The sequence below is a fragment of the Streptomyces sp. NPDC053432 genome, from assembly GCF_055585365.1.
The window spans coordinates 44,499-69,551 of sequence record NZ_JBVJKF010000021.1 but is presented as its reverse complement, the minus strand read 5'-3'; the positions used below and the strand labels follow the sequence as shown (position 1 = coordinate 69,551).

The following is a 25,053-nucleotide window of genomic DNA, read 5'->3' as shown; positions in this document are numbered from 1 at the left end:
ACTTCAGTCGACGCCTCAGGCGCCGGTGCTGCCGAACTCGCGCTCCAGAGAGGCGATCTGGTTGGAGCCGAGACCTCGGACACGCCGGGATTCGGAGATGCCGAGGCGCTCCATGATCTGCTTGGCGCGGACCTTGCCCACGCCGGGCAGGGACTCCAGCAGGGCGGAGACCTTCATCTTGCCGATGACGTCGTTCTCCTGCCCCGTCTTGATGACCTCCTGGAGGGAGGCGCCGGAGTGCTTGAGTCGATTCTTGACCTCGGCCCGCTCCCGGCGAGCCGCGGCGGCCTTTTCGAGCGCGGCTGCGCGCTGTTCAGGGGTAAGGGGCGGAAGAGCCACGCCTACGTCACCTCGGATGTCGAACTGTCGGATACGGACCAGTGGGTTACCCGAGGGCACCACACCAGGCGAGCTCCCGAACAGCGGTATTACTCGTTCGCTGCACGTTCACTCTGCTCGGAGACTAGCGGCCAAGGCCGCCTGAGTCAGCGAGAACGGACGAAAAGTCCTGGTCAGCCTCCACTGAACCGTACATCAAGGACATAACACCCCGGTTTTGTCCGATGAAGACCGTTCGATTTTCGTCAGGACGTACGACGGGCCCCGCCGCCGGGCCCTCGCCGGGACCTCAGGCGCCGGCCACGGCCTCGCGGATCTCGTCCGCGAAGGCGGCCGCGCTCGCGCGGAGGGCGGCCACGTCCGGTCCGTGCTTGAGAACGCCCCGCGACACGTTCGGCACGACGTTGCGCACGGCCGCGCCGAAGACCTTCGGAAGGTCCGCCGCGGTCGCGCCCTGCGCGCCCAGGCCCGGAGCCAGCAGCGGCCCGTTGATGTCCAGGTCGAAGGAGGACAGGTCCCCCAGCGTGGCGCCCACGACCGCTCCGAAGGAGCCCATCGGTTCCGCGCCCGCGTTCTCCGCCGCCAGGTGCGCCAGCATCGTCGCGCCGACGGAACGGCCGTCCTCGCGCACCGCCCGCTGGACCTCGGCCCCTTCCGGGTTCGAGGTCAGGGCCAGGACGAACAGGCCCGCCCCGGACGTCCGCGCCAGCTCCACCGCGGGCCGGAGCGAGCCGTAGCCCAGGTACGGGGAGACCGTCAGCGCGTCCGAGAAGAGCGGCGAGGCCGGGTCCAGGAAGGCGGAGGCGTACGCCGCCATGGTCGAGCCGATGTCGCCCCGCTTGGCGTCCATGACGACCAGCGTGCCGGCCGCGCGGGCGTCGGCCACGGTCTTCTCCAGCACCGCGACGCCCCGCGAGCCGAACCGCTCGAAGAAGGCCGCCTGCGGCTTGAACACGGCCACCGAGTCCGCCAGGGCCTCGACGACCGTGCGGGAGAACCGCTCCAGGCCCGCGATGTCGTCGCCCAGGCCCCACTGCTCCAGCAGCGCGGCGTGCGGGTCGATGCCCACGCACAGCGGGCCGCGGGTGTCCATCGCCTGGCGGAGGCGGGTGCCGAAGGGGGTCACAGGGCTCACTTCGCGGCCTTTCGGGTCTCCGCGCCCACCGCTTCGGCGAGCGTCGCGTACGGGCTGGCGGCCAGGCGCGCGGCCAGGCCCTTGTGGATGGCGCGGGCGTAGAACGGGCCCTCGTAGATGAAGGCGCTGTAGCCCTGGATCAGGGTGGCGCCCGCCAGGATGCGCTGCCAGGCGTCCTCGGCGTTCTCGATGCCCCCGACGCCCACCAGTACGATCCGGTCCCCCACGCGGGCGTACAGGCGCCTCAGGACCTCCAGGGAGCGTTCCTTGACGGGGGCGCCGGACAGGCCGCCGGTCTCCTTCACCAGGGACGGCGAGGACTTCAGCCCGAGGCCCTCGCGGGCGATGGTGGTGTTGGTGGCGATGATGCCGTCCAGACCGAGCTCCAGGGCCAGGTCGGCGACGGCGTCGACGTCCTCGTCCGCAAGGTCCGGGGCGATCTTGACCAGCAGCGGGACCCGTCGGTCCGTGACGACCCGGTCCGCCGCCTCCCGTACGGCGGTCAGCAGCGGGCGCAGCGACTCGGTCGCCTGGAGGTTGCGCAGGCCGGGCGTGTTGGGCGAGGAGACGTTCACGACGAGGTAGTCGGCGTGCCGGGCCAGGCGCTCGGTGGAGGTCACGTAGTCGCCGACGGCCTCCTCCTCGGGGACGACCTTGGTCTTGCCGATGTTGACGCCCACGACGGTCCTGAAGACGGGCGTACGGGCCGCCAGGCGCTGCGCGACGGCCGCCGAGCCCTCGTTGTTGAAGCCCATCCGGTTGATCAGCGCGCGGTCCGGCACGAGCCGGAAGAGGCGCTTCTTCGGGTTGCCGGGCTGGGCCTGGGCGGTGACGGTGCCGATCTCGACGTGGTCGAAGCCGAGCATGGACATGCCGTCGATGGCGACGGCGTTCTTGTCGAAGCCGGCCGCGAGGCCGAAGGGGCCGTGCATCCGCAGGCCGAGGGCCTCGGTGCGCAGCTCCTCGTAGCGGGGCGCAAGGGCGGCCGCGACGAAGGTGCGCAGGCCCGGGATGCGGGCTGCGAGGCGGATCCAGCGGAAGGCCATGTAGTGGGCCCGCTCCGGGTCCATCCGCTTGAAGACCAGGTTGAAGAACAGTTTGTACATCGTCCGAGAAATCCCTCTGCGCTCATGGGAAGGGGGACACCCGTCGCTGTCGCGAATCCGGTGTCCCCCTCCCTGGTACGGGCTGCTAGTCGCGGGCCGCGGTCAGGTGCTCCGCGTGCTCCTGGAGCGAGCGGACGCCCACGTCGCCGTGGTTGAGCGCGTCGATGCCCTGCACGGCCGCGGCGAGCGCCTGGACCGTGGTCAGGCACGGGACGCTGCGCGCCACGGCCGCCGTGCGGATCTCGTAGCCGTCGAGGCGGCCGCCGGTGCCGTACGGGGTGTTGACGATCAGGTCGACCTGGCCGTCGTGGATGAGCTGGACGATGGTCTTCTCGCCGTTCGGGCCCTCGCCCTCGCTGAGCTTGCGCACCACGGTGGCGTTGATGCCGTTGCGGCGCAGCACCTCGGCGGTGCCGGAGGTGGCGAGCAGCTCGAAGCCGTGGGCGACGAGCTCGCGCGCCGGGAAGATCATCGAGCGCTTGTCGCGGTTGGCGACGGAGATGAACGCGCGGCCCTTGGTGGGCAGCGGGCCGTAGGCGCCGGCCTGGGACTTGGCGTAGGCGGTGCCGAAGACGGCGTCGATGCCCATGACCTCGCCGGTGGAGCGCATCTCCGGGCCGAGGACGGTGTCCACGCCGCGGCCGTGGATGTCGCGGAAGCGCGACCACGGCATGACGGCCTCCTTGACGGAGATCGGCGCGTCGATCGGCAGGGTGCCGCCGTCGCCGGTCTTCGGCAGCAGGCCCTCGGCGCGCAGCTCGGCGATGGTGGTGCCGAGCGAGATGCGGGCGGCGGCCTTCGCGAGCGGGACCGCGGTCGCCTTCGAGGTGAAGGGGACGGTCCGGGAGGCGCGCGGGTTGGCCTCCAGGACGTAGAGGATGTCACCCGCCATCGCGAACTGGATGTTGATCAGGCCGCGGACGCCGACGCCCTTGGCGATGGCCTCGGTGGAGGCGCGCAGCCGCTTGATGTCGTAGCCGCCGAGGGTGATCGGGGGCAGGGCGCAGGCCGAGTCGCCGGAGTGGATGCCGGCTTCCTCGATGTGCTCCATGACGCCGCCGAGGTAGAGCTCGTGGCCGTCGTAGAGGGCGTCGACGTCGATCTCGATGGCGTCGTCGAGGAAGCGGTCGACCAGGACCGGCCGGGTGGGGCTGATCTCGGTGGACTCGGCGATGTACGACTCCAGGCGGGTCTCGTCGTAAACGATCTCCATGCCGCGGCCGCCGAGCACGTAGGACGGGCGGACGAGGACCGGGTAGCCGATCTCGTCGGCGATCGCCTTGGCGCCGGCGAAGGTGGTGGCGGTGCCGTGCTTGGGGGCCGGCAGGCCGGCGTCGGCGAGGACCTGGCCGAAGGCGCCGCGGTCCTCGGCGGCGTGGATCGCCTCCGGGGAGGTGCCGACGACGGGGACGCCGTTGTCCTTGAGGGCCTGGGCGAGACCCAGCGGGGTCTGGCCGCCGAGCTGGACGACGACGCCCGCGATCGGGCCCGCGAGGGACTCGGCGTGGACGATCTCCAGCACGTCCTCGAGCGTGAGCGGCTCGAAGTACAGGCGGTCGGAGGTGTCGTAGTCGGTGGAGACGGTCTCCGGGTTGCAGTTGACCATCACGGTCTCGTAGCCCGCGTCGCTGAGCGCGAAGGAGGCGTGGACGCAGGAGTAGTCGAACTCGATGCCCTGGCCGATGCGGTTCGGGCCGGAGCCCAGGATGATCACCGCGGGCTTCTCGCGCGGGGCGACCTCGGACTCCTCGTCGTAGGACGAGTAGAAGTACGGGGTCTTCGCGGCGAACTCGGCGGCGCAGGTGTCGACCGTCTTGTAGACCGGGCGGATGCCCAGCGCGTGGCGGACCTCGCGGACGACGTCCTCGCGCAGGCCGCGGATCTCGGCGATCTGGGCGTCGGAGAAGCCGTGCCGCTTGGCGTCGGCGAGCAGCTCGGGGTAGAGCTTTTCGGCGGCGGCCAGCTCGTCGGCGATCTCCTTGATCAGGAAGAGCTGGTCGACGAACCAGGGGTCGATCTTCGTGGACTCGAAGACCTCTTCCGGGGTGGCGCCGGCGCGGATGGCCTGCATGACGGTGTTGATGCGGCCGTCGGTCGGGCGGACGGCGGTGGCCAGGAGCTCCGCCTTGTCGCCGACGGGGCCGACGAAGGTGAACTGCGAGCCCTTCTTCTCCAGGGAGCGCAGGGCCTTCTGGAGGGCCTCGGTGAAGTTGCGGCCGATGGCCATGGCCTCGCCCACGGACTTCATGGTGGTGGTGAGGGTGGCGTCGGCGGCCGGGAACTTCTCGAAGGCGAAGCGCGGGGCCTTGACGACGACGTAGTCGAGGGTCGGCTCGAAGGAGGCCGGCGTCTTCTCGGTGATGTCGTTGGGGACCTCGTCGAGCGTGTAGCCGATGGCCAGCTTGGCGGCGATCTTGGCAATCGGGAAGCCGGTGGCCTTCGAAGCGAGCGCCGAGGAGCGGGAGACGCGCGGGTTCATCTCGATGACGATGACGCGGCCGTCGACCGGGTCGATCGCGAACTGGATGTTGCAGCCGCCGGTGTCGACGCCGACCTCGCGGATGATCGCGATGCCGATGTCGCGCAGCCGCTGGTACTCGCGGTCTGTGAGGGTCATCGCCGGGGCGACGGTGATCGAGTCACCGGTGTGGACGCCCATCGGGTCGAAGTTCTCGATGGAGCAGACGACGACCACGTTGTCCTTGGTGTCGCGCATCAGCTCCAGCTCGTACTCCTTCCAGCCGAGGATGGACTCCTCCAGGAGCACCTCGGTGGTCGGGGAGAGCGTCAGTCCCTGGCCGGCGATGCGGCGCAGCTCTTCCTCGTCGTGGGCGAAGCCGGAGCCGGCGCCGCCCATGGTGAAGGAGGGGCGCACGACGACGGGGTAGCCGCCGAGGGTGTCTACGCCCTTGATGACGTCGTCCATCGAGTGGCAGATGACCGAGCGGGCGGACTCGCCGTAGCCGATCTTGGCCTTGACGGCCTCGACGACGCCCTTGAAGAGGTCGCGGTCCTCGCCCTTGTTGATGGCCTCGACGTTGGCGCCGATGAGCTCGACGCCGTACTTCTCCAGCACACCCTGCTCGTGCATGGAGATGGCGGTGTTGAGCGCGGTCTGGCCGCCGAGGGTCGGCAGCAGCGCGTCGGGGCGCTCCTTCGCGATGATCTTCTCGACGAACTCGGGGGTGATCGGCTCGACGTACGTGGCGTCGGCGATCTCCGGGTCGGTCATGATCGTCGCCGGGTTGGAGTTCACCAGGATGACGCGCAGGCCCTCGGCCTTGAGGACGCGGCAGGCCTGGGTGCCGGAGTAGTCGAACTCGGCGGCCTGGCCGATGACGATCGGGCCGGAGCCGATGACCAGGACGGACTGGATATCGGTGCGCTTAGGCACGATCGGCCTCCATCAGGGCGGTGAAGCGGTCGAAGAGGTACGCGGCGTCGTGCGGTCCGGCGGCGGCCTCGGGGTGGTACTGAACGGAGAAGGCCGGCTGGTCGAGCAGCTGGAGGCCTTCCACGACGTTGTCGTTCAGGCAGACGTGGGAGACCTCGGCGCGGCCGTAGGCGGTCTCGGAGACCTTGTCGAGGGGCGCGTCGACGGCGAAGCCGTGGTTGTGCGCGGTGATCTCGACCTTGCCCGTGGTGCGGTCCTGCACCGGCTGGTTGATGCCGCGGTGGCCGTACTTCAGCTTGTAGGTGCCGAAGCCCAGCGCGCGGCCCAGGATCTGGTTGCCGAAGCAGATGCCGAAGAGCGGGGTCCTGCGGGCGAGGACGCCCTGCATGACGGAGACCGCGTGCTCGGCGGTGGCCGGGTCGCCCGGGCCGTTGGAGAAGAACACGCCGTCCGGGTTCACCGCGTACACGTCCTCGACGGTGGCGGTGGCGGGCAGCACGTGGACCTCGATGCCGCGCTCGGCCATCCGGTGCGGGGTCATGCCCTTGATGCCCAGGTCGACGGCGGCCACGGTGAACTTCTTCTCACCGATGGCGGGGACGACGTAGGCCTCCTTGGTGGCGACCTCGGCGGAGAGGTTCGCGCCCTTCATCTCGGGGGCCTGGCGGACCTTCGCGAGGAGCGTGCCGTCGTCGGCGACGGCGTTTCCGGAGAAGATGCCGACGCGCATGGCGCCGCGCTCGCGCAGGTGGCGGGTGAGCGCCCGGGTGTCGACGCCGCAGATGCCGACGACGCCCTGGTGGACGAGCTCCTCGTCCAGCGAGCGCCGGGAGCGCCAGTTGGAGGGGACGCGTGCGGGGTCGCGCACGACGTAGCCGGACACCCAGATGCGGGAGGACTCGGGGTCCTCGTCGTTGACACCGGTGTTGCCCACGTGCGGCGCCGTCATCACGACGACCTGCCGGTGGTACGACGGGTCGGTGAGGGTCTCCTGGTAGCCGGTCATGCCGGTGGAGAACACGGCCTCACCGAAGGTCTCGCCGTGAGCGCCGTAGGCGCGGCCCCGGAAGATCCGACCGTCCTCCAGGACGAGTACGGCGGGAGTTTTGTCTGCTCCCCTGGTGGAGGTCGTCATCGTTCGGCGCCTTCCGTCGTGATGGATTGGTTCATGTCATTGATGGCTTCGACCCAGGCCGCGTGTTCGGCCGCGCGGTCGGAGCGGAATCCGGAGTCGATCAGCTTGTCGCCGTGCGCCCAGGTGACGACGAGCAGTCCGCCCTCGGTGAGTACCTTGCCCGCGATTCCCTTGTCGAGGCGGGCGCCGCGCAGCTGCGCGGCCGGTACGAAGAAGTCGTTGGCACCCGGTCGGACCACGTCGAGGCCCGCGTCGGTGAGCGTGAGCTCCACCCGGCTGCGGACACCCAGGCCGTGGGCGACGATCCGGTCGAGCCACTGTCCGGCGGTGGTGGACCCGTGGTACCGGCCGGTCAGGGCCAGCCGGTGCGCGGGAAGACCGTCGGGGGCGGCGGGGAGCTCCGGCAGGTCGTTCTGCAGGGCTCCTCGCCATTTCCAGCCTTGCCGCATCAGCCAGTAGACGAAGGCGACGAAGACGGCCAGGCCGACGACCCACGCCATGCGGGCGCCGAAGCTGGTCACCTCCGCGGACTGCCGTTCGGCGGCCTCGGCGGCCAGTTGGATTACTGCAGGTGTCACGCCAGCGTCCCGTCCACGACCGTTGCCCGGCCCCGCAGGAAGGTGTGAGTGACGCGACCCGGCAGCTCACGGCCCTCGTAAGGCGTGTTGCGGCTGCGGGAGGCGAAGTGTGCGGGGTCCACGACACCACGGTACGAGGTATCGACCAAGGTCAGGTTCGCGGGTTCACCTGCCGAGACGGGACGGCCGTGGTTCTCCAGGCCGCCGATCCGGGCCGGGGCGAAGGACATGCGCTCGGCGACGCCCGCCCAGTCGAGCAGTCCGGTCTCCACCATCGTCTGCTGGACGACGGAGAGCGCGGTCTCCAGGCCCACCATTCCCATGGCGGCGGCGGCCCACTCGCAGTCCTTGTCCTCGTGCGGGTGCGGGGCGTGGTCGGTGGCGACGATGTCGATCGTGCCGTCGGCGAGCGCCTCGCGCAGGGCCAGGACGTCCTTCTCGGTGCGCAGCGGCGGGTTGACCTTGTAGACCGCGTTGTACGAGCGCACGAGCTCGTCGGTGAGGAGGAGGTGGTGCGGGGTGACCTCGGCGGTGACGTCGATGCCGCGGGACTTGGCCCAGCGGACGATCTCGACGGAGCCGGCGGTGGAGAGGTGGCAGATGTGGACGCGGGAGCCGACGTGCTCGGCGAGCAGGACGTCGCGGGCGATGATCGACTCCTCGGCGACGGCCGGCCAGCCGCCCAGTCCCAGCTCGGCGGAGACGACGCCCTCGTTCATCTGGGCGCCCTCGGTGAGGCGGGGCTCCTGGGCGTGCTGGGCGACGACGCCGCCGAAGGCCTTCACGTACTCCAGCGCGCGGCGCATGATCACGGCGTCGTCCACGCACTTGCCGTCGTCGGAGAAGACGGTGACGCGGGCGGCGGAGTCGTGCATGGCGCCCAGCTCGGAGAGCTGCTTGCCCTCCAGGCCGACGGTGACGGCGCCGATGGGCTGCACGTCGCAGTAGCCGGACTCCTTGCCCAGGCGCCAGACCTGCTCGACGACACCGGCGGTGTCGGCGACGGGGAAGGTGTTCGCCATGGCGAAGACGGCCGTGTAGCCGCCGCTCGCGGCGGCGCGGGTGCCGGTCAGGACGGTCTCGGAGTCCTCACGGCCGGGCTCGCGCAGGTGGGTGTGCAGGTCGACGAGACCGGGGAGGAGGACCTGGCCCTCCGCCTCGATGACCTGGGCGCCCTCCGCGGACAGGTCCGTGCCGACCTCGGCGATGGTCTCGCCGTCGATCAGGACGTCCTGCGTCTCGCCGCCGAGTACCTTCGCGCCACGGATCAGGATCTTGCTCATCTTTACTTGCTCTCCTCGATGCGGGGCGTGCTGGTGGTGGTGACGGCGGGCTCGGAGCCTCCGAGCAGCAGGTACAGGACTGCCATCCGGGTGGAGACGCCGTTGGCGACCTGCTCGACGGCCGTGCAGCGGTCGGAGTCGGCGACCTCGGCGGTGATCTCCATGCCGCGGTTCATCGGGCCGGGGTGCATCACGATGGCGTGCTCGGGCATCTTCGCCATGCGGTCGCCGTCGAGCCCGTACCGGCGGGAGTACTCGCGCTCGGTCGGGAAGAAGGCGGCGTTCATGCGTTCGCGCTGCACACGCAGCATCATCACAGCGTCGGACTTCGGCAGCACGTCGTCGAGGTTGTACGAGACCTCGCAGGGCCAGCTCTCGACGCCGATCGGGACCAGGGTCGGCGGGGCCACGACGGTGACCTCGGCGCCGAGGGTGTGCAGCAGCTGGACGTTGGAGCGGGCCACGCGGCTGTGCAGGACGTCGCCGACGATGGTGATCCGGCGGCCGTTCAGGTCCTTGCCGAGCCCGGCGTCGCGGCCGACGAGGCGGCGCCGCATGGTGAAGGCGTCCAGCAGGGCCTGGGTGGGGTGCTCGTGGGTGCCGTCGCCGGCGTTGATCACGGCGGAGTCGATCCAGCCGGAGGTGGCGAGCCGGTAGGGCGCGCCGGAGGCGTGGTGGCGGATGACGACCGCGTCGGCGCCCATGGCCTCCAGGGTCAGGGCGGTGTCCTTGAGGGATTCGCCCTTGGAAACCGAGGAACCCTTCGCGGAGAAGTTGATGACGTCGGCGGACAGCCGCTTGGCGGCCGCCTCGAAGGAGATCCGGGTGCGCGTCGAGTCCTCGAAGAAGAGGTTGACGACGGTCAGGCCGCGCAGGGTGGGCAGCTTCTTTATCGGCCGGTCGGCGACGCGGGCCATCTCCTCGGCGGTGTCGAGGATCAGGACGGCGTCGTCGCGCGTGAGATCGGCGGCCGAGATGAGATGGCGCTTCATCTGGATGGCTCCGTAGGTCAGGAGGGCGGGCTGGCCGGCTGGCCGGGTCCGGAGGATCCCGGTGGACAGCGCGGGGTCAGCGCGGTGGGCAAGGCAGGGTGCGGCGCGGGCCCCGGCCGGGGCCCGTCCGCTCGTACGGACTCAGTGCCCGGCTGCCTGGGCGGTCCGCTGGCCGAGCAGCACGGCGTCACGGCCGTCCTCCTCCTGGAGCTGGACCTTGACGATCTCCCGCAGCGACGTGGGGAGGTTCTTGCCGACGTAGTCGGCGCGGATCGGGAGTTCGCGGTGGCCGCGGTCGACGAGGACGGCGAGCTGTACGGCGCGGGGGCGGCCGAGGTCGCCGAGGGCGTCGAGGGCGGCGCGGATGGTGCGGCCGGAGAAGAGCACGTCGTCTACGAGGATGACGAGACGGCCGTCGATGTCGTCGCCGGGGATCTCGGTGCGGCCGATCGCGCGGGCGGGCTTCAGCCGCAGGTCGTCGCGGTACATCGTGATGTCGAGGGAGCCGACCGGGATCTTGGCACCGGTGATCTCTTCGAGCTTGGCGGCCAGCCGGCGGGCGAGGAAGACACCGCGGGTGGGGATGCCGAGGAGCACCACGTCGCCGGCGCCCTTGGCGCGTTCGACGATCTCGTGGGCGATACGGGTCAGGACCCGGGCGATGTCCTGCGCCTCCAGCACGGGGCGCATGACGTCAGTGTTCTGAGCGTCCATGAAAAGGACCTCCTTCTCCGCCTCACGGGACGGACCTTAAAGGACGTCTGATGTACGCCTCACACGGTACCAGGGGCTCGGAGCCGAACGGGCACCGGGCTGGGACGCGGGGGCGCGCACGGGGCTCCTGGGGCCCCTCTTAAGGGGGCGATGCCGACCATTCGGCTTGACGCACCCAAGTAACGCTGCGTAACCTCACAGTGAGTTACCAACCGCGCGGCGGAGCCGCACGTGGGCACGTTGTCCATATCGTCACAGCGTCACAGCGTCCGGGAGCGTTATGTCCAGCGAATACGCCAAACAGCTCGGGGCCAAGCTCCGCGCCATCCGCACCCAGCAGGGCCTCTCCCTCCACGGTGTCGAGGAGAAGTCGCAGGGCCGGTGGAAGGCCGTGGTGGTCGGGTCCTACGAGCGCGGGGACCGCGCCGTGACCGTCCAGCGCCTCGCAGAGCTGGCGGACTTCTACGGGGTTCCGGTGCAGGAGCTGCTGCCCGGCACCACTCCCGGCGGGGCCGCCGAGCCGCCGCCGAAGCTGCGTCTGGACCTGGAGCGCCTGGCGGGCGTGCCCGCCGAGAAGGCCGGCCCGCTCCAGCGTTACGCGGCCACGATCCAGAGCCAGCGCGGTGACTACAACGGCAAGGTGCTGTCGATCCGCCAGGACGACCTGCGCACGCTGGCCGTCATCTACGACCAGTCCCCCTCGGTCCTGACCGAGCAGCTGATCAGCTGGGGCGTCCTGGACGCGGATGCCCGTCGTGCGGTGGCACACGAGGACATCTAGTCCGGGCAGTCCCAGAAGAAACGTTTACCGGCGGGTGCCGGGAGTCCGAGAGGCTCCCGGCACCCGCCTTTTTCGTGGCGCGCTCTTCCATGGCACGGCCTCCGCGCCCGCCGCGAAAAAGCGGAGGGGCCGCAGCTTTCGCTGCGGCCCCTCCGCTCGATCCGAATGGACCCGTCCGAGGCTACTCGCCCCGGCGCAGGCTCGGCTTCAGGTCCTTGAACCGGGCCAGCAGCCCGTTGACGAACGCCGGGGAGTCGTCCGTCGAGAATTCCTTGGCCAGCTGGACGGCCTCGTCGATGGCCACGGCGTCCGGGGTGTCGTCCACCCAGATCAGCTCGTAGGCACCGAGCCGCAGGATGTTCCGGTCGGCGACCGGCATGCGGTCGAGCTCCCAGTCGACGGCGTAGGTGACGATCAGATCGTCGATGCGGTTCACCTTGTCGGCGTAACCCTCGACGAGATCCATCGTGAAGGCGCTGACCGGCGGCTGCCGGTCGTCCGACCGCGAGTGGCGGATCCAGTCCGCGAGGACCTCGCGCACGGGCACCCCGCGCTGGTCGGCCTCGAACAGGATCTGGAAAGCGCGCTTGCGCGCGTTGCTCCGGGCAGCCACGGTTAGCCGTTCACCCGGCCGAGGTAGGCGCTGGTGCGGGTGTCGACCTTGATCTTCTCGCCGGTGGTGACGAAGAGCGGGACCTGGATCTCGTGGCCGGTCTCCAGGCGGGCCGGCTTGGTGCCGCCGGTGGAGCGGTCGCCCTGGACGCCCGGGTCGGTGTGCTCGATGGTCAGCTCGACCGCGGCCGGGAGCTCGACGTAGAGCACCTCGCCCTCGTGCTGCGCGACGGAGGCGGTGAAGCCCTCGATGAGGAAGTTGGCGGCGTCGCCGACTGCCTTGCGGTCGACCATCAGCTGGTCGTAGGTCTGCATGTCCATGAAGACGAAGTAGTCGCCGTCCATGTAAGAGAACTGCATGTCGCGGCGGTCGATGGTGGCCGTCTCGACCTTCGTGCCGGCGTTGAACGTCTTGTCGACGACCTTGCCGGAGAGCACGTGCTTGAGCTTGGTGCGCACGAAGGCCGGGCCCTTGCCGGGCTTGACGTGCTGGAACTCGACGACGGACCAGAGCTGGTCACCGTCGAGCTTGAGCACCATGCCGTTCTTGAGGTCGTTCGTGGAAGCCACGGTTGCGGAATCTCCTGCACTGGAAGACCAGGGAGGCGCGCACTACCCGGCGGTGCGGGCTAGAGCGCGAGCAGCTCCTTGGTCGTAATGGTGAGTAGCTCGGGACCGCCGTCCGCCTCGGGGCGTACGACGAGCGTGTCATCGATCCGGACACCTCCCCGGCCCGGGAGGTGAACCCCCGGTTCGACGGTGACCGGCACGCAAGCGTCCAGTTTACCCATTGCCGTAGGTGCAAGCTGCGGGTCCTCGTCGATTTCGAGGCCGACACCGTGTCCGGTCCACGGAGCGAGGGCTTCCCCGTACCCGGCGGAGTCCAGTACGGAGCGCGCGGCGTGATCCACGTCGCGGTAGGCGGCCCCGGGCAGCAGGGCCTCGCGTCCGGCCCGCTGGGCCCTGAAGACGAGGTCGTACAGCTCGATCTGCCAGTCGGCGGGGGTGGTGCCGATCACGAAGGTACGGCCGATCTCGCACCGGTAGCCGCGGTAGTTGGCGCCGAGGCAGACGGAGAGGAAGTCGCCCTCCTCGACCCTGCGGTCGGAGGGGCGGTGCCGGGACCGGCCGGAGTGCGGCCCGGTGCCCACGGAGGTCCGGAAGGCGGGGCCGTCGGCCCCGTGGTCGACGAGGCGCCGCTCCAGCTCCAGGGCGAGGTGGCGTTCGGTGCGGCCGACCAGGATGGACTCCAGCAGCTCCCCGAGGGCCTGGTCGGCGATCTCGGCGGCGATCCGCAGGCAGGTGATCTCCTCCTCGTCCTTGACGAGGCGCTGCTGCTCCACGGCCGTCCCGAGGTCGGCGAGCCGCAGTCTCGGCGCGACGGAGCGCAGGGCGCGGTGGCGGCCGACGGTGAGGTGGTGCTCCTCCACCGCGAGGGAGTCGGCGCGGGCGGCCGCCGCCATGTCCGCGGCGGCCACGGCCGGGTCCCCGCCGGGGCCCGTCAGGACGGACAGCCGGAGGCCCTCGTCGACGCGGCCCTCGTCGGCCTCACCGGTGGGCGGGGAAGCGCAGAACAGCACGTCCTCGACCGGCCCTACGAGCAGCACGGCGCCCTGCGGGGACGCCCCGGCGAGGTAGCGGACGTTCGCCGGACGCGTGATCAGCGCGGCGGCGTTCCCCGCGGCGGCGCAGCGGTCACGGAGCAGGCCGCGGCGTGCGGCGTACACGTCTGACATGTCTTCGAGCCTACGAGCGCCCGGCGCATCCGGCCTGGTGAGCGCGTCCGTCCGCGCCGGCCCCCGCCGCCCCGCAGCCGCCGCACTGTCCGACCCCGTTCCGGGGACTCCGGCCCCGCGCCCCCGCGCCTCAAACGCCGGCGGGGCTGGTTTGCCTCGGCGGCGCCTCAAACACCGGCCGGGCTGGTCTGCCTCCGGCGGCGCCTCAAACGCCGGCGGGGCTGGTCTGCCTCGGCGGCGCCCCGAACACCGGGGGCGACTGGACTGCCTCGGCGGCGCCCCGAACACCGGGGGCGACTGGACTGCCTCGGCGGCGCCCCGAACACCTGGGGCGACTGGACTGCCTCGGCGGCGCCCCGAACACCGGGGGCTGGAACTGCCCTGCGGGCGTTCCAGCCCGTCAGGCTGGTCGGAACGGGGTGGAGCGCTTTGCAGGCCGAGGCCGGCCGAATCCAGCCCCGCCGGCGTTTGAGGCGCCGCCGGAGGCGGACCCGGCCCCGCCGGGCCTGGAGGCACCGTCCCGGCGGGCCCGGCCCCGCCGGGCCTGGAGGCACCGCCGAGGCGGGCGCGGCCCCGTCCGCCATGGAGGCGCTGGAGGCGGGCCCGGGCCCGTCGGGCTGGGGGGCGCCGGCGCAGGGGCGGGGGTGGGCGCTAGGCCAGCGCCCGCGCCAGCGCCTCGTCGAGGGCGCGGGCCGTGCCCTCGACGTCCAGGTGCGAGTTGTCGATGATCGGCAGGCCCGAGCCGTACCAGCCCGCCATCCGCCCGTGGATGCGGGCGACCTCCTCGTCCGAGAGGCGCCGGTTGCCGGAACGGGCCGCGTTGCGTTCCAGGACGATCTCCAGACCGGGCAGGAGGACGACGGGCAGCAGCGCCGGTCCCACGTGCCGCTTCCAGCCACCCAGGCCGACCACGGGCCGGTCGGGGAAGACGGCGTCGTCGAGGATGCAGGAGATCCCGTTGGCCAGGTAGTTGCGGGCGGCGAAGCCGCAGGTGCGGCGGGCCAGCCGGTACTGGGCCTCGGAGTGCTCGTTCCAGCCCGCCTGCGGATCGGCGAAGCCCGAGCACACCCATTCGCGGACGTCGTCGAGGCTGACGTGGGCGGTCGGCACGGGCCGGGTGCTCGCCCAGTGCCGGGCCACGGTGGTCTTGCCCGCGCCCGCCGGGCCGATCAGCAGCACGGCGAGGACGGCCCCGCCGGTGCTCGGCACGGCCGGCGGGAGCGGGATGTGCCCGGTCGCCTCCGGCACGGCCGACGACGGCGGTACCTGCGAGGGCGGCGGTACCTGCGAGGGCGGTCCCTGCGGGGGCGCGCCCGGGACCGGCGGGTGCTGGCCCGGGTGCGCCGGGTGCGCCGGGTGCGGCGGAAGGCCCGGGGGCGGGCCCGGCCAGCCTTGCGACGGAGGTATCGGGGGCTGCGGAGGCGTCGGCGGGTGGTGCCCCGCCTGCCCCCAGCCCGCGCCGCCGCCCGTTCCCTGGTGCATCCGCTGCCACTCCGTCTCGTTTCAGGCGACTGATGCGAGAACGTTATATGACGGCGGAGGCCGGGCCTCCCACTCGCACCCTCAGAGCGTGACTTCCTCCGCCAGCGCGCGCAGTGCCAGCCGGTACGAACCGAGGCCGAAGCCCGCCACCGTACCGGTCGCCACGGCCGCGATGACCGAGGTGTGCCGGAACTCCTCACGGGCGTACGGGTTCGAGATGTGCACCTCGATCAGCGGCGCGGTCCGCTGCGCCGCCGCGTCCCGCATGGCGTACGAGTAGTGCGTGAAGGCACCCGGGTTGATCACGACCGGGATCTTGCCGTCCGCCGCCTCGTGGAGCCACCGTACGATCTCGCCCTCGTCGTTGGTCTCGCGGACCTCGACGTCGAAGCCGAGCTCCTCGCCCAGCGAGCGGCAGCTCTCCACCAGCCCCGCGTACGAGGTGGCCCCGTACACGTCGGGCTCGCGGGAGCCGAGCCGGCCCAGGTTCGGCCCGTTCAGGACGAACACGCGACGGCTCACGCGGACACCTCGCCGTACGCGGCGATCAGGTGCGCCGGGTCGGGGCCCTCCAGGACGGTCGGCTTGCCCAGCCCGTCGAGGACGATGAAGCGCAGCAGGTTGCCGCGCGACTTCTTGTCGACCTGCATGGTCTGCAGCAGCTTGGGCCACTGGTCGCCGCGGTAGGTCAGCGGCAGGCCGACCGAGGCGAGGACCGTCTTGTGCCGGTCCGCCGTCGCGTCGTCGAGACGGCCCGCGAGGCGGCCCAGCTCGGCGGCGAAGACCATGCCGACGGAGACGGCCGCGCCGTGCCGCCACTTGTAGCGCTCGTTCTTCTCGATGGCGTGCGCGAGGGTGTGGCCGTAGTTGAGGATCTCGCGCAGCCCCGATTCCTTGAGGTCGCTGGAGACCACGTCGGCCTTGACCCGGATCGACCGCACGATCAGCTCGGAGGTGTGCGGACCGGCGGGCGTACGGGCCGCCTGCGGGTCCTCCTCGATCAGTTCGAGGATCTTCGGGTCGGAGATGAATCCGGCCTTGATGATCTCGGCGAGACCGCTGACGTAGTCGTTGACCGGCAGGGATTCCAGCGCCGCCAGGTCGCAGAGCACACCGGCCGGCGGGTGGAAGGAGCCCACCAGGTTCTTGCCCTCGGCGGTGTTGATGCCGGTCTTGCCGCCGACCGCGGCGTCCACCATCGCGAGGACGGTGGTCGGCACGGCGATCCAGCGCACCCCGCGCAGCCAGGTGGCCGCGACGAAGCCCGCGAGGTCGGTGGTGGCACCCCCGCCGACGCCGACGATGACGTCGGTGCGGGTGAAACCGGACTGGCCGAGCGCCTTCCAGCAGTACGCGGCCACCTCGGCGGTCTTGGCCTCCTCGGCGTTCGGCACCTGGATGGCGATCGCCTCGTAGCCCTGCTCGGCGAGGTCGTCGCGCAGCGCCTCGCCGGTCGAGGCCAGTGCCTCGGGGTGGATCACGGCGACCCGCTGGGCCTTCGTGCCGACGAGGGCTCCGAGCTCGCCGAGCAGCTGGTGCCCGACCAGCACCTCGTACGCGTCGTGGCCTGCGCTCGCGCCGACCTGGATCCGCGTCACCTGGTCCGTCATACGTCCTTCAACTCCAGAGCGTCGAGGACCGCCTGGGCGACCTCTTCGGGGGTGCGGTCGTCGGTTGCCACGACGACTCGCGCGACTTCGGTGTACAGGTGGCGCCGGGCCTCCATCAGCTCGCGCCACTGGCGGCGCGGGTTGACGGCGAGCAGCGGGCGCGCGGCGCCGAGGCCAACGCGCCGCACGGCCTCCTCGACGTCCATCGACAGGTAGACGACGGGCAGCCCGGACAGCAGCGCGCGGGTGCCCTCGTCGAGCACGGCGCCGCCGCCGAGGGCGAGCACCCCAGTGTGCCCGGCGAGGGCGGCGGCGACCGCCTCCCGCTCGAGCTCACGGAAGTACGGCTCGCCCTCGTCGACGAAGATGTCGGAGATCTCGCGGCCCTGGGCGGCGACGATGTCCGCGTCGGTGTCCCGGTAGGGGACGCCGAGCCGTTCGGCGAGCAGGCCGCCGACGGTGGACTTGCCGGAGCCCATGGGGCCGACGAGAACGACGAGCGGTCCGCCCGTCACCGGATCTGCAGGTTGTCGAGGTACGCCCGCACGTTGCGCCGGGTCTCGGGGACCGAGTCGCCGCCGAACTTCTCGACGACGGCGTCGGCCAGCACCAGGGCGACCATCGCCTCGGCGACAATGCCGGCGGCGGGGACGGCGCACACATCGGAGCGCTGGTGGTGGGCGACGGCCGCCTCACCGGTGGCGACGTCCACGGTGGCCAGTGCGCGGGGCACGGTCGCGATGGGCTTCATCGCGGCGCGGACGCGCAGCAGCTCGCCGGTGGTCAGGCCGCCCTCGGTGCCGCCGGCGCGGCCGGAGGTCCGCTTGAGGCCCTCGGGGGTGGAGACGATCTCGTCGTGGGCCTTCGAGCCGGGCACGCGGGCGAGCTCGAAGCCGTCGCCGACCTCGACGCCCTTGATGGCCTGGATGCCCATGAGCGCGCCGGCGAGGCGGGCGTCGAGGCGGCGGTCCCAGTGGACGTGCGAGCCGAGGCCGACGGGCACCCCGTAGGCCAGGACCTCGACCACGCCACCGAGGGTGTCGCCGTCCTTGTGGGCCTGGTCGATCTCGGCGACCATCGCCTTGCTCGCGTCGGCGTCGAGGCAGCGCACCGGGTCGGCGTCGAGCTTCTCGACGTCGGCGGGAGTCGGGTAGACGCCGTACGGGGCCTTGGCCGAGGCCAGTTCCACCACGTGCGAGACGATCTCGATGCCCGCGGCCTCCTTGAGGAAGGACCGGGCGATCGCGCCGAGGGCGACGCGGGCGGCCGTCTCACGGGCGCTGGCGCGCTCCAGGATCGGCCGGGCCTCGTCGAAGCCGTACTTCTGCATGCCGGCGAGATCGGCGTGGCCGGGCCGCGGGCGGGTCAGCGCCGCGTTGCGGCCGGTGTCCTTGAGCAGCGAGGGGTCGACCGGGTCGGCCGACATGACCGTCTCCCACTTGGGCCACTCGCTGTTGCCGACCATGACCGCGACGGGGGAACCGAGCGAGAGCCCGTGCCGCACACCGCCCAGGAAGGTGATCTCGTCCTGCTCGAACTTCATGCGGGCGCCGCGCCCATAACCGAGCCGGCGACGGGCCAGGTGGTCGGCCACCAGCTCAGTGGTGACCGGAACGCCGGCGGGAAGCCCCTCCAGCGTCGCTACCAGCGCCGGTCCGTGGGACTCCCCGGCGGTCAGCCAACGCAACCTGCTCAACGATGCTCCTCATGCTCGCGCCTGGTACAGCGATGGCGCGATCGGGTGCGCGGCCCTGACCCGCCGTACCCGATCCTCCCACGTCCGAGGGGGTTTGATGGGCCTCGGTCCAGCAATCGGACGCCTTGTCCGTCAGGCGGCCCGGGTGAAGCGGTCACGGAGCCACGTGACCGCCATCCACAGGGCCGCGGAACCGATGATTCCGAGGATGATCACCTGGACCGGCTCGGGGAGGCTGCCGAGCACCACTCTGAGCAGACCGCCGAGCAGGCGGGGGACGACGTCCCACTTCGACGCGAGCAGTTGCCCAGCGCCCGTCTCGTCCATGCCGCCCCCGTTACCGAATACGCAGGCGGGCAGCCTAACGGGCGGCCAGCGCCCGTTCTCCGGCGGCCCTCATGGCGGCGAGCGGGCCCGGGGTGCGGCCGGTCATCTGCTCGACCTGGAGCACGGCCTGGTGGACCAGCAGGTCGAGTCCTCCCACGACCTTGCCGCCGCGGCGGTCCCAGGCGGCCGCGAGGGCGGTGGGCCAGGGGTCGTACAGGACGTCGAAGAGGGTGCCCGCCCCTTCGGGCACGGACGCGGCCAGGGCGTCCGTCGTACCGGCGGGGGTGGTCGCGATCACCAGCGGCGCCGTCAGCGCCTCGGCGGCGTCGGACCAGTCGGCCGTGCGGACGGTGACGCCGAGGCGCTCGCCCCAGCGGCGCATCTCGTCGGCGCGGGCGCTGGAGCGGACGTACGCCGTGACCTCGCCGGTGCAGATCCGCGAGAGGGCGGCGAGCGCCGAGGAGGCGGTGGCCCCGGCACCGAGGACGGCGGCCGAGGGGACCTTCTCGACGCCGCGCTCGTGGAGCGCGGCGACGATCCCGGGGATGTCGGTGTTGTCCCCGAGGCGGCGGCCGTCCTTCGTGAGGACGACCGTGTTGACCGCCTCGACGGAGGCGGCGGTGTCGCTGATCCCGTCGAGGAGCGGGATGATCGCCCGCTTCAGCGGCATGGTCAGCGACAGCCCGGCCCACTCGGGGCCGAGTCCGGAGACGAACCCGGGGAGCGCGGCCTCGTCGATCTCGAAGCGGTCGTAGGACCAGTCGTCGAGGCCGAGCTCCTGGTAGGCGGCGCGGTGCAGCACCGGTGAGAGGGAGTGCTCGATGGGCGAACCCAGCACCGCGGCCCTTATGTGCGACATGTCCTGCTAACCGCCGTTCTTCTGCTTCTGCCGTTCCTGGAACTCGGCGACGAGCTTGAGGTGCTCGTCGTAGGTCTTGGTGAAGGTCGTCGTGTTGCCGTCGACCGACACGAAGAACATCCAGCCGCCATGGTCCGGGTTGAGCGTAGCGGTCAGCGCGTCCATGCCCGGGTTCCCGATCGGGCCGACGGGCAGTCCCTTGATGAAGTGCGTGTTGTAGGGGTTGTTGAACGCCTGGGCTTCCTTGAGGTTGAAGTTGATCTCGCTCTGGCCCTTGGCGTAGTTGTACGTCGAGTCGAACTCGATCTTCTGGTTCGTGACGTCGTTGGTCTTCTTCATGCGGTTGTAGACGACCTCGGACATCTTGCGGAAGTCGTCGTGGTTCTTGCCCTCGGCGTTGACGAGGCTGGCGACCGTGACCACCTGGAGCGGGTTCTCCAGGCCCAGTTCCTTGGCCTTGGCCTCGATGCCCAGCTCCGAGTACTTGGCGTTCGCGGTCTTGACCATTTCCTTGAGGAGGGACTCGGGGGTGCTGTCCTTCCTCAGGTCGTAGCGCATCGGGTACAGGAAGCCCTCGAGCGGGTCCATGAGCTTCGGGTTGTTGCCCGCCCAGGCCGGCAGTCCGAGGTTCTTGGCCTCGCGCAGGGCGATGTCCTTGGTGGTGCCCTCGGGTTTGCCCAGCTTCTTGTCGATCGCCTCGTACACCTTGGCGTTGCGCATGCCCTCGGTGACGGTGATGACGTTCAGCTTGCTGGGGTCGATCATCAGCGCGACGGCGGCCGCACCCGACATCTTCTTCTGCATCGGGTAGACGCCGGGCTGGATGGACTTGCCCTTGGGGTTGGCGCCCGCGGCGTCGACGAAGGCCTGGGCGCTGGCGACCACGCCGGCTTCCTTGAGGATGCGGCCCATCTGCCCGAGGCCCGCGCCCTTGGGGATCTCGACGTCGACGATCTCGCTGGTGCCTTCGCCCACGAAGTCCTCGGCGGCGCCGAACCTGTCCTTGATGAAGGTGTAGCCGTAGTACCCGCCGCCGCCGAGCACGCCGACGATGACGAGGGAGGCGAGGAGGCAGGCCGCGCCGCTGCGCTTCTTGGGCTTGCCGCCCTTGCCGCCCTTGGAACGGCCGCCGCGGCGCCCGCCGCCGGTGTCGTCCCCGTCCTCGCCGTCGCCGCCCCCGGCGAAGAAGGAGTCCTCCGGCTCCTCGTCCTGCTGCTCGGGGAGCTCAGGTTCGAGGTGGCGCTGGTTCGGGGGCTGCGGCGGCGGGTAGGCGTCGGCCGTCGTGTAGAGGTCCGGGCTCTCGCCGGGGTAACCGGCGGCGGACTGCTGGGCGTAGGGGTCCACCCCGGCGTAGGGGTCGGCCGGGGCCGTGGCGATGTACTGCTGCTGGCCGGTGTCCCAGCCCTGGGCGTCGTACACCGGCTGCTGCGGCTGGTGCGCCTGCTGCGGGTACTGGGGGTGCTGGACCTGCTGCGGCTGCTGGGCCTGCTGGGGGTACTGCGGGGCATAGCCCTGCTGCTGCTGGGGGTACTGCTGCTGCGGGTACTGCTGCTGGTACTGCGGGTCCTGGGCGTACTGCTGCTGCTCGCCGCCGTAGGGCACCTGTCCCTGCTGGGTCTGGTGCCCGGTCCATCCCTGGTCCCCGTACAGGGGGTCCGCGGGATGCCACGGTTCGGAGCCGTGGCCCCGTCCATACTCAGTCATCGGTCCCCTAGAGCCGCGAGACGAAAGCGACGGCTGTTCGAATGCCGTCTCATCGCGCGGAACGTTACCGTACCGCGATCAGACAACCACTTCGACGCACTCACCAGGCGGATTACCTGATACCCGTTCGGTCTCAAGAGCGTTCTGAAGGATCACCACAGCGGCCGCCTGGTCGATGACCGACCGGCCCTTCTTGGCGTTCTTCCCCGAGGCCCGCAGCCCCTGGGCGGCGGTGACCGTGGTCATCCGCTCGTCCACCAGACGGACCGTCACCGGCTTGATGCCCTTCGCGAGTTCGTTCGCGAAGGCCCGCACCTTGGCCGCGGCCGGCCCCTCCCGCCCGCTGAGCGAGCGGGGGAGGCCGACCACGACTTCGAGGGGCTCGTACTCCTCGACGAGCTGCCGCAGCCGCCGGTGGGCGAAGGGGATGTCCCGGCCCGGGACGGTTTCCACCGGTGTGGCGAGCACCCCGTCGGGGTCGCACGAGGCGACCCCGATCCGGGCGTCCCCGACGTCGATGGCGAGCCGGCGGCCGCGGCGCAGTGTCATCGTCAGGCCGTCTCTACGACGAGGCGCTCGACGGCGGCGATGGCCTCGGGCACGGCGGCCGGGTTCTGGCCGCCGCCCTGGGCGACGTCCGGCTTGCCGCCACCGCCGCCACCGAGGGTCTTGGCCGCCGTGCGCACCAGGTCACCGGCCTTGAGGCCGCGCTCGCGGGCCGCCTCGTTGGTGGCGATCACGGTCAGCGGACGGTCGTTCGCCACGGTGAAGAGGGCCACGACGGCCGGGCGGTCGCCCGGGATGCGGCCGCGGACGTCGAGGACCAGCTTGCGCAGGTCGTCGGCACCCGTGCCGTCCGGCACCTGGCCGACGACGAGGGCGACGCCGTGGATGTCCTGGGCGTTCTGGGCGAGACCGGCGGCGGCCTGGAGGACCTTCTCCGCGCGGAACTTCTCGATCTCCTTCTCGGCGTCCTTCAGCTTGCCGAGCATGGTGGCGATCTTCTCCGGCAGCTCCTCCGGACGGCCCTTGACCAGCTCCTGGAGCTGGGCGACGACCGTGTGCTCCTTGGCGAGGAAGTTGTAGGCGTCCACGCCGACGAGGGCCTCGACACGGCGCACGCCGGAGCCGATGGAGGACTCGCCGAGCAACTTCACCAGGCCGAGCTGGCTGGTGTTGCCGACGTGCGTGCCGCCGCACAGCTCCTTGGAGAAGTCGCCGATGGTGACGACGCGCACCCGCTCGCCGTACTTCTCGCCGAACTCGGCGATGGCGCCCTGCTTCTTCGCCTCGTCGATGCTCATGACCTCGGCGGTGACGTCCAGCTCGCGGGCGAGCACGTCGTTGATCTTCTGCTCCACGTCGGTCAGGACCGAGCCGGGAACGGCGTTCGGGGAACCGAAGTCGAAGCGGAAGCGGCCGGGCGAGTTCTCGGAGCCGGCCTGGGCGGCCGTCGGGCCGAGGGCGTCGCGCAGCGCCTGGTGGGTCAGGTGGGTGGCCGAGTGGGCGCGGGCGATGGCCCGGCGGCGGTTGACGTCGATGGCGGCGTACGCGGAGGCGCCCACCGTCACCTCGCCGACCTGCACGGAGCCCTTGTGCACGGAGACGCCCGGGACGGGCTGCTGCACGTCGCGGACGACGATGACGGCGCCCGAGTCGAGCTTGATGCGGCCCTGGTCGGCGAGCTGGCCGCCGCCCTCGGCGTAGAAGGGGGTGCGGTCGAGGACGACCTCGACCTCGTCGCCCTCGGAGGCGGCGGGCGCGGAGACGCCGTTGACCAGGAGGCCGACGATGGTGGACTCGCCCTGGTTGGTGGCGTAGCCGGTGAACTCGGTGGCGCCCGCTGTGTCGGCGATCTCGCGGTACGAGGAGACGTCGGCGTGGCCGGTCTTCTTGGCCTTGGCGTCGGCCTTGGCCCGGTCGCGCTGCTCCTGCATCAGGCGGCGGAAGCCGGACTCGTCCACGGACAGGCCCTGCTCGGCGGCCATCTCCAGGGTGAGGTCGATCGGGAAGCCCCAGGTGTCGTGGAGCAGGAACGCCTTCTCGCCGGAGAGGACCTTGCCGCCGACGGCCTTGGTCTCGGTGACGGCGGTGTCGAGGATGTTCGTGCCGCCCTTGAGGGCCTTGAGGAAGGCGGCCTCCTCCGCGAGCGCGACGGTCTCGATGCGCTTGCGGTCGGTGACGAGCTCCGGGTACTGCTGGCCCATCGTGTTGATCACGACGTCCACGAGGTCCTGCACGACGGCGCCGGTGGCGCCCATGAGGCGCATGTTGCGGATGGCGCGGCGCATGATGCGGCGCAGCACGTAGCCGCGGCCCTCGTTGCCGGGGGTGACGCCGTCGCCGATGAGCATGACGGAGGTGCGCATGTGGTCGGCGACGACGCGCATGGAAACGTCGGTGTCCTTCGCGGCGCCGTACCGCACGCCGGTCAGCTCGGTGGCCTTGTCCATGACCACGCGCAGCGTGTCGGTCTCGTACATGTTCTGCACGCCCTGCAGGATCATGGCGAGACGCTCGAGACCGAGACCGGTGTCGATGTTCTTCGACGGCAGGTCGCCGAGGATCGGGAAGTCTTCCTTGCCCTCGCCGGCGCCGCGCTCGTACTGCATGAAGACCAGGTTCCAGATCTCCACGTAGCGCTCGTCGTTGACGGCGGGGCCGCCCTCGACGCCGAACTCCGGACCGCGGTCGTAGTTGATCTCGGAGCACGGGCCGCAGGGACCCGGGACGCCCATGGACCAGAAGTTGTCCTTCTTGCCCAGGCGCTGGATGCGCTCGGCGGGCACGCCGATCACGTCGCGCCAGATCGTCTCGGCCTCGTCGTCGTCGAGGTAGACGGTGATCCAGAGCTTCTCGGGCTCCAGGCCGTAGCCGCCGTCCGCCACGGAGCTGGTGAGCAGCTCCCAGGCGTACTTGATGGCGCCTTCCTTGAAGTAGTCGCCGAAGGAGAAGTTGCCGCACATCTGGAAGAACGTGCCGTGGCGGGTGGTCTTGCCGACCTCTTCGATGTCCGGCGTGCGGACGCACTTCTGCACGCTGGTGGCGCGGGGGGCCGGGGGCTTGGTCTCGCCGAGGAAGTACGGCTTGAACGGGACCATGCCCGCGTTGACCAGCAGCAGAGTCGGGTCGTCCGCGATGAGCGACGCCGAAGGGACAACGGCGTGACCGCGCTCCTCGAAGAAGCTCAGCCAGCGGCGGCGGATTTCAGCCGACTCCATCAGTGGTCCTCATTCCGGTTGTACGAAAACTTCAGGGGGGTGGTCTTGTCGTTCTGGATGGCCCGCAGCCGCCGCGGCCCGGGGAGGGCGGTGACGTTGTCGGGCCGGTCGGGGTCCTGGTGCAGCCCCAGTGCGTCGTTCAGCTCGTCCTCGCGCTGCGACATTCCCGCTTTGACGTCGAGGGCGAAGTCCTTGAGGCGGTGTCCCGCCTCAAGGGCCTTGTCGGCGGCCTGTGCGGCGAGGCTCTCCGGCGTCAGCTTCTTCAGCTTGCGGTTGACCTTGGTGGTGGCCCACACGCCGGCGGCCGCGCCGGCGGTGAACCAGAAGGCTCGGCGGAACATCGGAGGTC

Annotated in this window: 24 protein-coding genes; 1 reads left to right on the top strand and 23 read right to left on the bottom strand. The window is 71.0% G+C overall.

The genetic code is table 11. From position 1 onward, the window contains the following. Positions 1–15: 15 nt before the first annotated feature. The 9 genes from ACZ6Y1_RS28900 to pyrR form a co-directional block, all read right to left on the bottom strand. Positions 16–339 (bottom strand): integration host factor, encoded by a 324-nt coding sequence (locus tag ACZ6Y1_RS28900; RefSeq protein ID WP_030008746.1) that lies wholly within the window; start codon positions 337–339, stop codon positions 16–18. Between the two features lie 289 nt (positions 340–628). Continuing rightward, positions 629–1,474 carry an orotidine-5'-phosphate decarboxylase gene (gene pyrF, locus ACZ6Y1_RS28895; RefSeq protein WP_469636162.1) on the bottom strand — a complete coding sequence of 282 codons (846 nt, stop codon included), beginning with the start codon at positions 1,472–1,474 and terminating at the stop codon, positions 629–631. Then, a complete protein-coding gene (locus ACZ6Y1_RS28890) occupies positions 1,471–2,580 on the bottom strand; it encodes a quinone-dependent dihydroorotate dehydrogenase (protein ID WP_469636159.1) in 1,110 nt (369 codons plus the stop codon). Before ACZ6Y1_RS28890 ends, pyrF begins: the two co-directional genes overlap by 4 nt. Before the next feature lie 85 nt (positions 2,581–2,665). Continuing rightward, positions 2,666–5,974 (bottom strand): carbamoyl-phosphate synthase large subunit, encoded by a 3,309-nt coding sequence (gene carB, locus ACZ6Y1_RS28885; RefSeq protein WP_469636156.1) that lies wholly within the window; start codon positions 5,972–5,974, stop codon positions 2,666–2,668. Continuing rightward, a complete protein-coding gene (gene carA, locus ACZ6Y1_RS28880) occupies positions 5,967–7,109 on the bottom strand; it encodes a glutamine-hydrolyzing carbamoyl-phosphate synthase small subunit (protein ID WP_469636153.1) in 1,143 nt (380 codons plus the stop codon). Before carA ends, carB begins: the two co-directional genes overlap by 8 nt. Then, positions 7,106–7,687, bottom strand: coding sequence for a PH-like domain-containing protein (locus ACZ6Y1_RS28875; RefSeq protein WP_469636150.1), 582 nt, complete (start codon positions 7,685–7,687; stop codon positions 7,106–7,108). The genes carA and ACZ6Y1_RS28875 overlap by 4 nt, the downstream gene beginning before the upstream one ends. Next, the gene (locus tag ACZ6Y1_RS28870; RefSeq protein WP_469636146.1) at positions 7,684–8,970 is read right to left on the bottom strand and encodes a dihydroorotase; all 1,287 of its coding nucleotides are present in this window, start codon (positions 8,968–8,970) and stop codon (positions 7,684–7,686) included. Before ACZ6Y1_RS28870 ends, ACZ6Y1_RS28875 begins: the two co-directional genes overlap by 4 nt. Before the next feature lie 2 nt (positions 8,971–8,972). Further along, a complete protein-coding gene (locus ACZ6Y1_RS28865) occupies positions 8,973–9,962 on the bottom strand; it encodes an aspartate carbamoyltransferase catalytic subunit (protein WP_403876176.1) in 990 nt (329 codons plus the stop codon). Between the two features lie 141 nt (positions 9,963–10,103). Next, a complete protein-coding gene (gene pyrR, locus ACZ6Y1_RS28860) occupies positions 10,104–10,676 on the bottom strand; it encodes a bifunctional pyr operon transcriptional regulator/uracil phosphoribosyltransferase PyrR (protein WP_469636143.1) in 573 nt (190 codons plus the stop codon). A 280-nt stretch (positions 10,677–10,956) separates the two neighbouring features. On the opposite strand from pyrR, the gene bldD reads away from it, so the two are divergent. After that, positions 10,957–11,457: a transcriptional regulator BldD gene (gene bldD, locus ACZ6Y1_RS28855; protein ID WP_007263032.1), complete on the top strand. Its 501-nt coding sequence runs from the start codon at positions 10,957–10,959 to the stop codon at positions 11,455–11,457. Between the two features lie 181 nt (positions 11,458–11,638). Here the strand turns inward: bldD and nusB are convergent, their stop codons facing one another. From nusB to ACZ6Y1_RS28785, 14 genes are all read right to left on the bottom strand, one after another. Further along, positions 11,639–12,070 (bottom strand): transcription antitermination factor NusB, encoded by a 432-nt coding sequence (gene nusB, locus ACZ6Y1_RS28850; RefSeq protein ID WP_384759241.1) that lies wholly within the window; start codon positions 12,068–12,070, stop codon positions 11,639–11,641. Positions 12,071–12,072: 2 nt separating this feature from the next. Further along, positions 12,073–12,639, bottom strand: a complete 567-nt coding sequence (efp, locus tag ACZ6Y1_RS28845) for an elongation factor P (RefSeq protein WP_469636138.1) — start codon at positions 12,637–12,639, stop codon at positions 12,073–12,075. A 59-nt stretch (positions 12,640–12,698) separates the two neighbouring features. Next, complete coding sequence (locus tag ACZ6Y1_RS28840) at positions 12,699–13,805, bottom strand: M24 family metallopeptidase (RefSeq protein ID WP_469636135.1); 1,107 nt, start codon at positions 13,803–13,805, stop codon at positions 12,699–12,701. Between the two features lie 651 nt (positions 13,806–14,456). Further along, the gene (locus ACZ6Y1_RS28835) at positions 14,457–15,287 is read right to left on the bottom strand and encodes an AAA family ATPase (protein ID WP_469636132.1); all 831 of its coding nucleotides are present in this window, start codon (positions 15,285–15,287) and stop codon (positions 14,457–14,459) included. An 81-nt stretch (positions 15,288–15,368) separates the two neighbouring features. Next, positions 15,369–15,809 (bottom strand): type II 3-dehydroquinate dehydratase, encoded by a 441-nt coding sequence (aroQ, locus tag ACZ6Y1_RS28830; protein ID WP_469636130.1) that lies wholly within the window; start codon positions 15,807–15,809, stop codon positions 15,369–15,371. Further along, complete coding sequence (gene aroB / locus ACZ6Y1_RS28825) at positions 15,806–16,897, bottom strand: 3-dehydroquinate synthase (RefSeq protein WP_469636127.1); 1,092 nt, start codon at positions 16,895–16,897, stop codon at positions 15,806–15,808. The genes aroQ and aroB overlap by 4 nt, the downstream gene beginning before the upstream one ends. Beyond that, entirely contained in the window at positions 16,894–17,412 is a 519-nt protein-coding gene (locus ACZ6Y1_RS28820) for a shikimate kinase (RefSeq protein WP_384748847.1), read from the bottom strand. The genes aroB and ACZ6Y1_RS28820 overlap by 4 nt, the downstream gene beginning before the upstream one ends. After that, a complete protein-coding gene (gene aroC / locus ACZ6Y1_RS28815; protein WP_469636123.1) occupies positions 17,409–18,593 on the bottom strand; it encodes a chorismate synthase in 1,185 nt (394 codons plus the stop codon). The genes ACZ6Y1_RS28820 and aroC overlap by 4 nt, the downstream gene beginning before the upstream one ends. Before the next feature lie 132 nt (positions 18,594–18,725). Continuing rightward, complete coding sequence (locus ACZ6Y1_RS28810) at positions 18,726–18,920, bottom strand: hypothetical protein (protein WP_469636120.1); 195 nt, start codon at positions 18,918–18,920, stop codon at positions 18,726–18,728. A 34-nt stretch (positions 18,921–18,954) separates the two neighbouring features. After that, the gene (locus tag ACZ6Y1_RS28805) at positions 18,955–19,779 is read right to left on the bottom strand and encodes a shikimate dehydrogenase (RefSeq protein ID WP_469636117.1); all 825 of its coding nucleotides are present in this window, start codon (positions 19,777–19,779) and stop codon (positions 18,955–18,957) included. Positions 19,780–19,785: 6 nt separating this feature from the next. Further along, a complete protein-coding gene (mltG, locus tag ACZ6Y1_RS28800) occupies positions 19,786–21,483 on the bottom strand; it encodes an endolytic transglycosylase MltG (protein ID WP_469636115.1) in 1,698 nt (565 codons plus the stop codon). Positions 21,484–21,561: 78 nt separating this feature from the next. Then, the gene (ruvX, locus tag ACZ6Y1_RS28795; protein WP_150256582.1) at positions 21,562–22,032 is read right to left on the bottom strand and encodes a Holliday junction resolvase RuvX; all 471 of its coding nucleotides are present in this window, start codon (positions 22,030–22,032) and stop codon (positions 21,562–21,564) included. A 2-nt stretch (positions 22,033–22,034) separates the two neighbouring features. Continuing rightward, the gene (gene alaS, locus ACZ6Y1_RS28790) at positions 22,035–24,704 is read right to left on the bottom strand and encodes an alanine--tRNA ligase (RefSeq protein WP_469636111.1); all 2,670 of its coding nucleotides are present in this window, start codon (positions 24,702–24,704) and stop codon (positions 22,035–22,037) included. Continuing rightward, positions 24,704–25,045, bottom strand: a complete 342-nt coding sequence (locus tag ACZ6Y1_RS28785; RefSeq protein ID WP_469636108.1) for a DUF6167 family protein — start codon at positions 25,043–25,045, stop codon at positions 24,704–24,706. Before ACZ6Y1_RS28785 ends, alaS begins: the two co-directional genes overlap by 1 nt. Between the last annotated feature and the right edge of the window lie 8 nt (positions 25,046–25,053).

Excerpts from the sequence above, each read along its gene's own strand:
- ACZ6Y1_RS28870 (WP_469636146.1), bottom strand. The coding sequence starts at position 8,970 with ATGAGCAAGATCCTGATCCGTGGCGCGAAGGTACTCGGCGGCGAGACG.
- ACZ6Y1_RS28865 (WP_403876176.1), bottom strand. The coding sequence starts at position 9,962 with ATGAAGCGCCATCTCATCTCGGCCGCCGATCTCACGCGCGACGACGCC.
- pyrR (WP_469636143.1), bottom strand. The coding sequence starts at position 10,676 with ATGGACGCTCAGAACACTGACGTCATGCGCCCCGTGCTGGAGGCGCAG.
- ACZ6Y1_RS28840 (WP_469636135.1), bottom strand. The coding sequence starts at position 13,805 with ATGTCAGACGTGTACGCCGCACGCCGCGGCCTGCTCCGTGACCGCTGC.
- aroB (WP_469636127.1), bottom strand. The coding sequence starts at position 16,897 with ATGACGGACCAGGTGACGCGGATCCAGGTCGGCGCGAGCGCAGGCCAC.
- ACZ6Y1_RS28785 (WP_469636108.1), bottom strand. The coding sequence starts at position 25,045 with ATGTTCCGCCGAGCCTTCTGGTTCACCGCCGGCGCGGCCGCCGGCGTG.
- mltG (WP_469636115.1), bottom strand. The coding sequence starts at position 21,483 with ATGACTGAGTATGGACGGGGCCACGGCTCCGAACCGTGGCATCCCGCG.
- ACZ6Y1_RS28805 (WP_469636117.1), bottom strand. The coding sequence starts at position 19,779 with ATGTCGCACATAAGGGCCGCGGTGCTGGGTTCGCCCATCGAGCACTCC.
- ruvX (WP_150256582.1), bottom strand. The coding sequence starts at position 22,032 with ATGACACTGCGCCGCGGCCGCCGGCTCGCCATCGACGTCGGGGACGCC.
- carA (WP_469636153.1), bottom strand. The coding sequence starts at position 7,109 with ATGACGACCTCCACCAGGGGAGCAGACAAAACTCCCGCCGTACTCGTC.
- ACZ6Y1_RS28810 (WP_469636120.1), bottom strand. The coding sequence starts at position 18,920 with ATGGACGAGACGGGCGCTGGGCAACTGCTCGCGTCGAAGTGGGACGTC.
- ACZ6Y1_RS28835 (WP_469636132.1), bottom strand. The coding sequence starts at position 15,287 with ATGCACCAGGGAACGGGCGGCGGCGCGGGCTGGGGGCAGGCGGGGCAC.
- alaS (WP_469636111.1), bottom strand. The coding sequence starts at position 24,704 with ATGGAGTCGGCTGAAATCCGCCGCCGCTGGCTGAGCTTCTTCGAGGAG.
- bldD (WP_007263032.1), top strand. The coding sequence starts at position 10,957 with ATGTCCAGCGAATACGCCAAACAGCTCGGGGCCAAGCTCCGCGCCATC.
- ACZ6Y1_RS28890 (WP_469636159.1), bottom strand. The coding sequence starts at position 2,580 with ATGTACAAACTGTTCTTCAACCTGGTCTTCAAGCGGATGGACCCGGAG.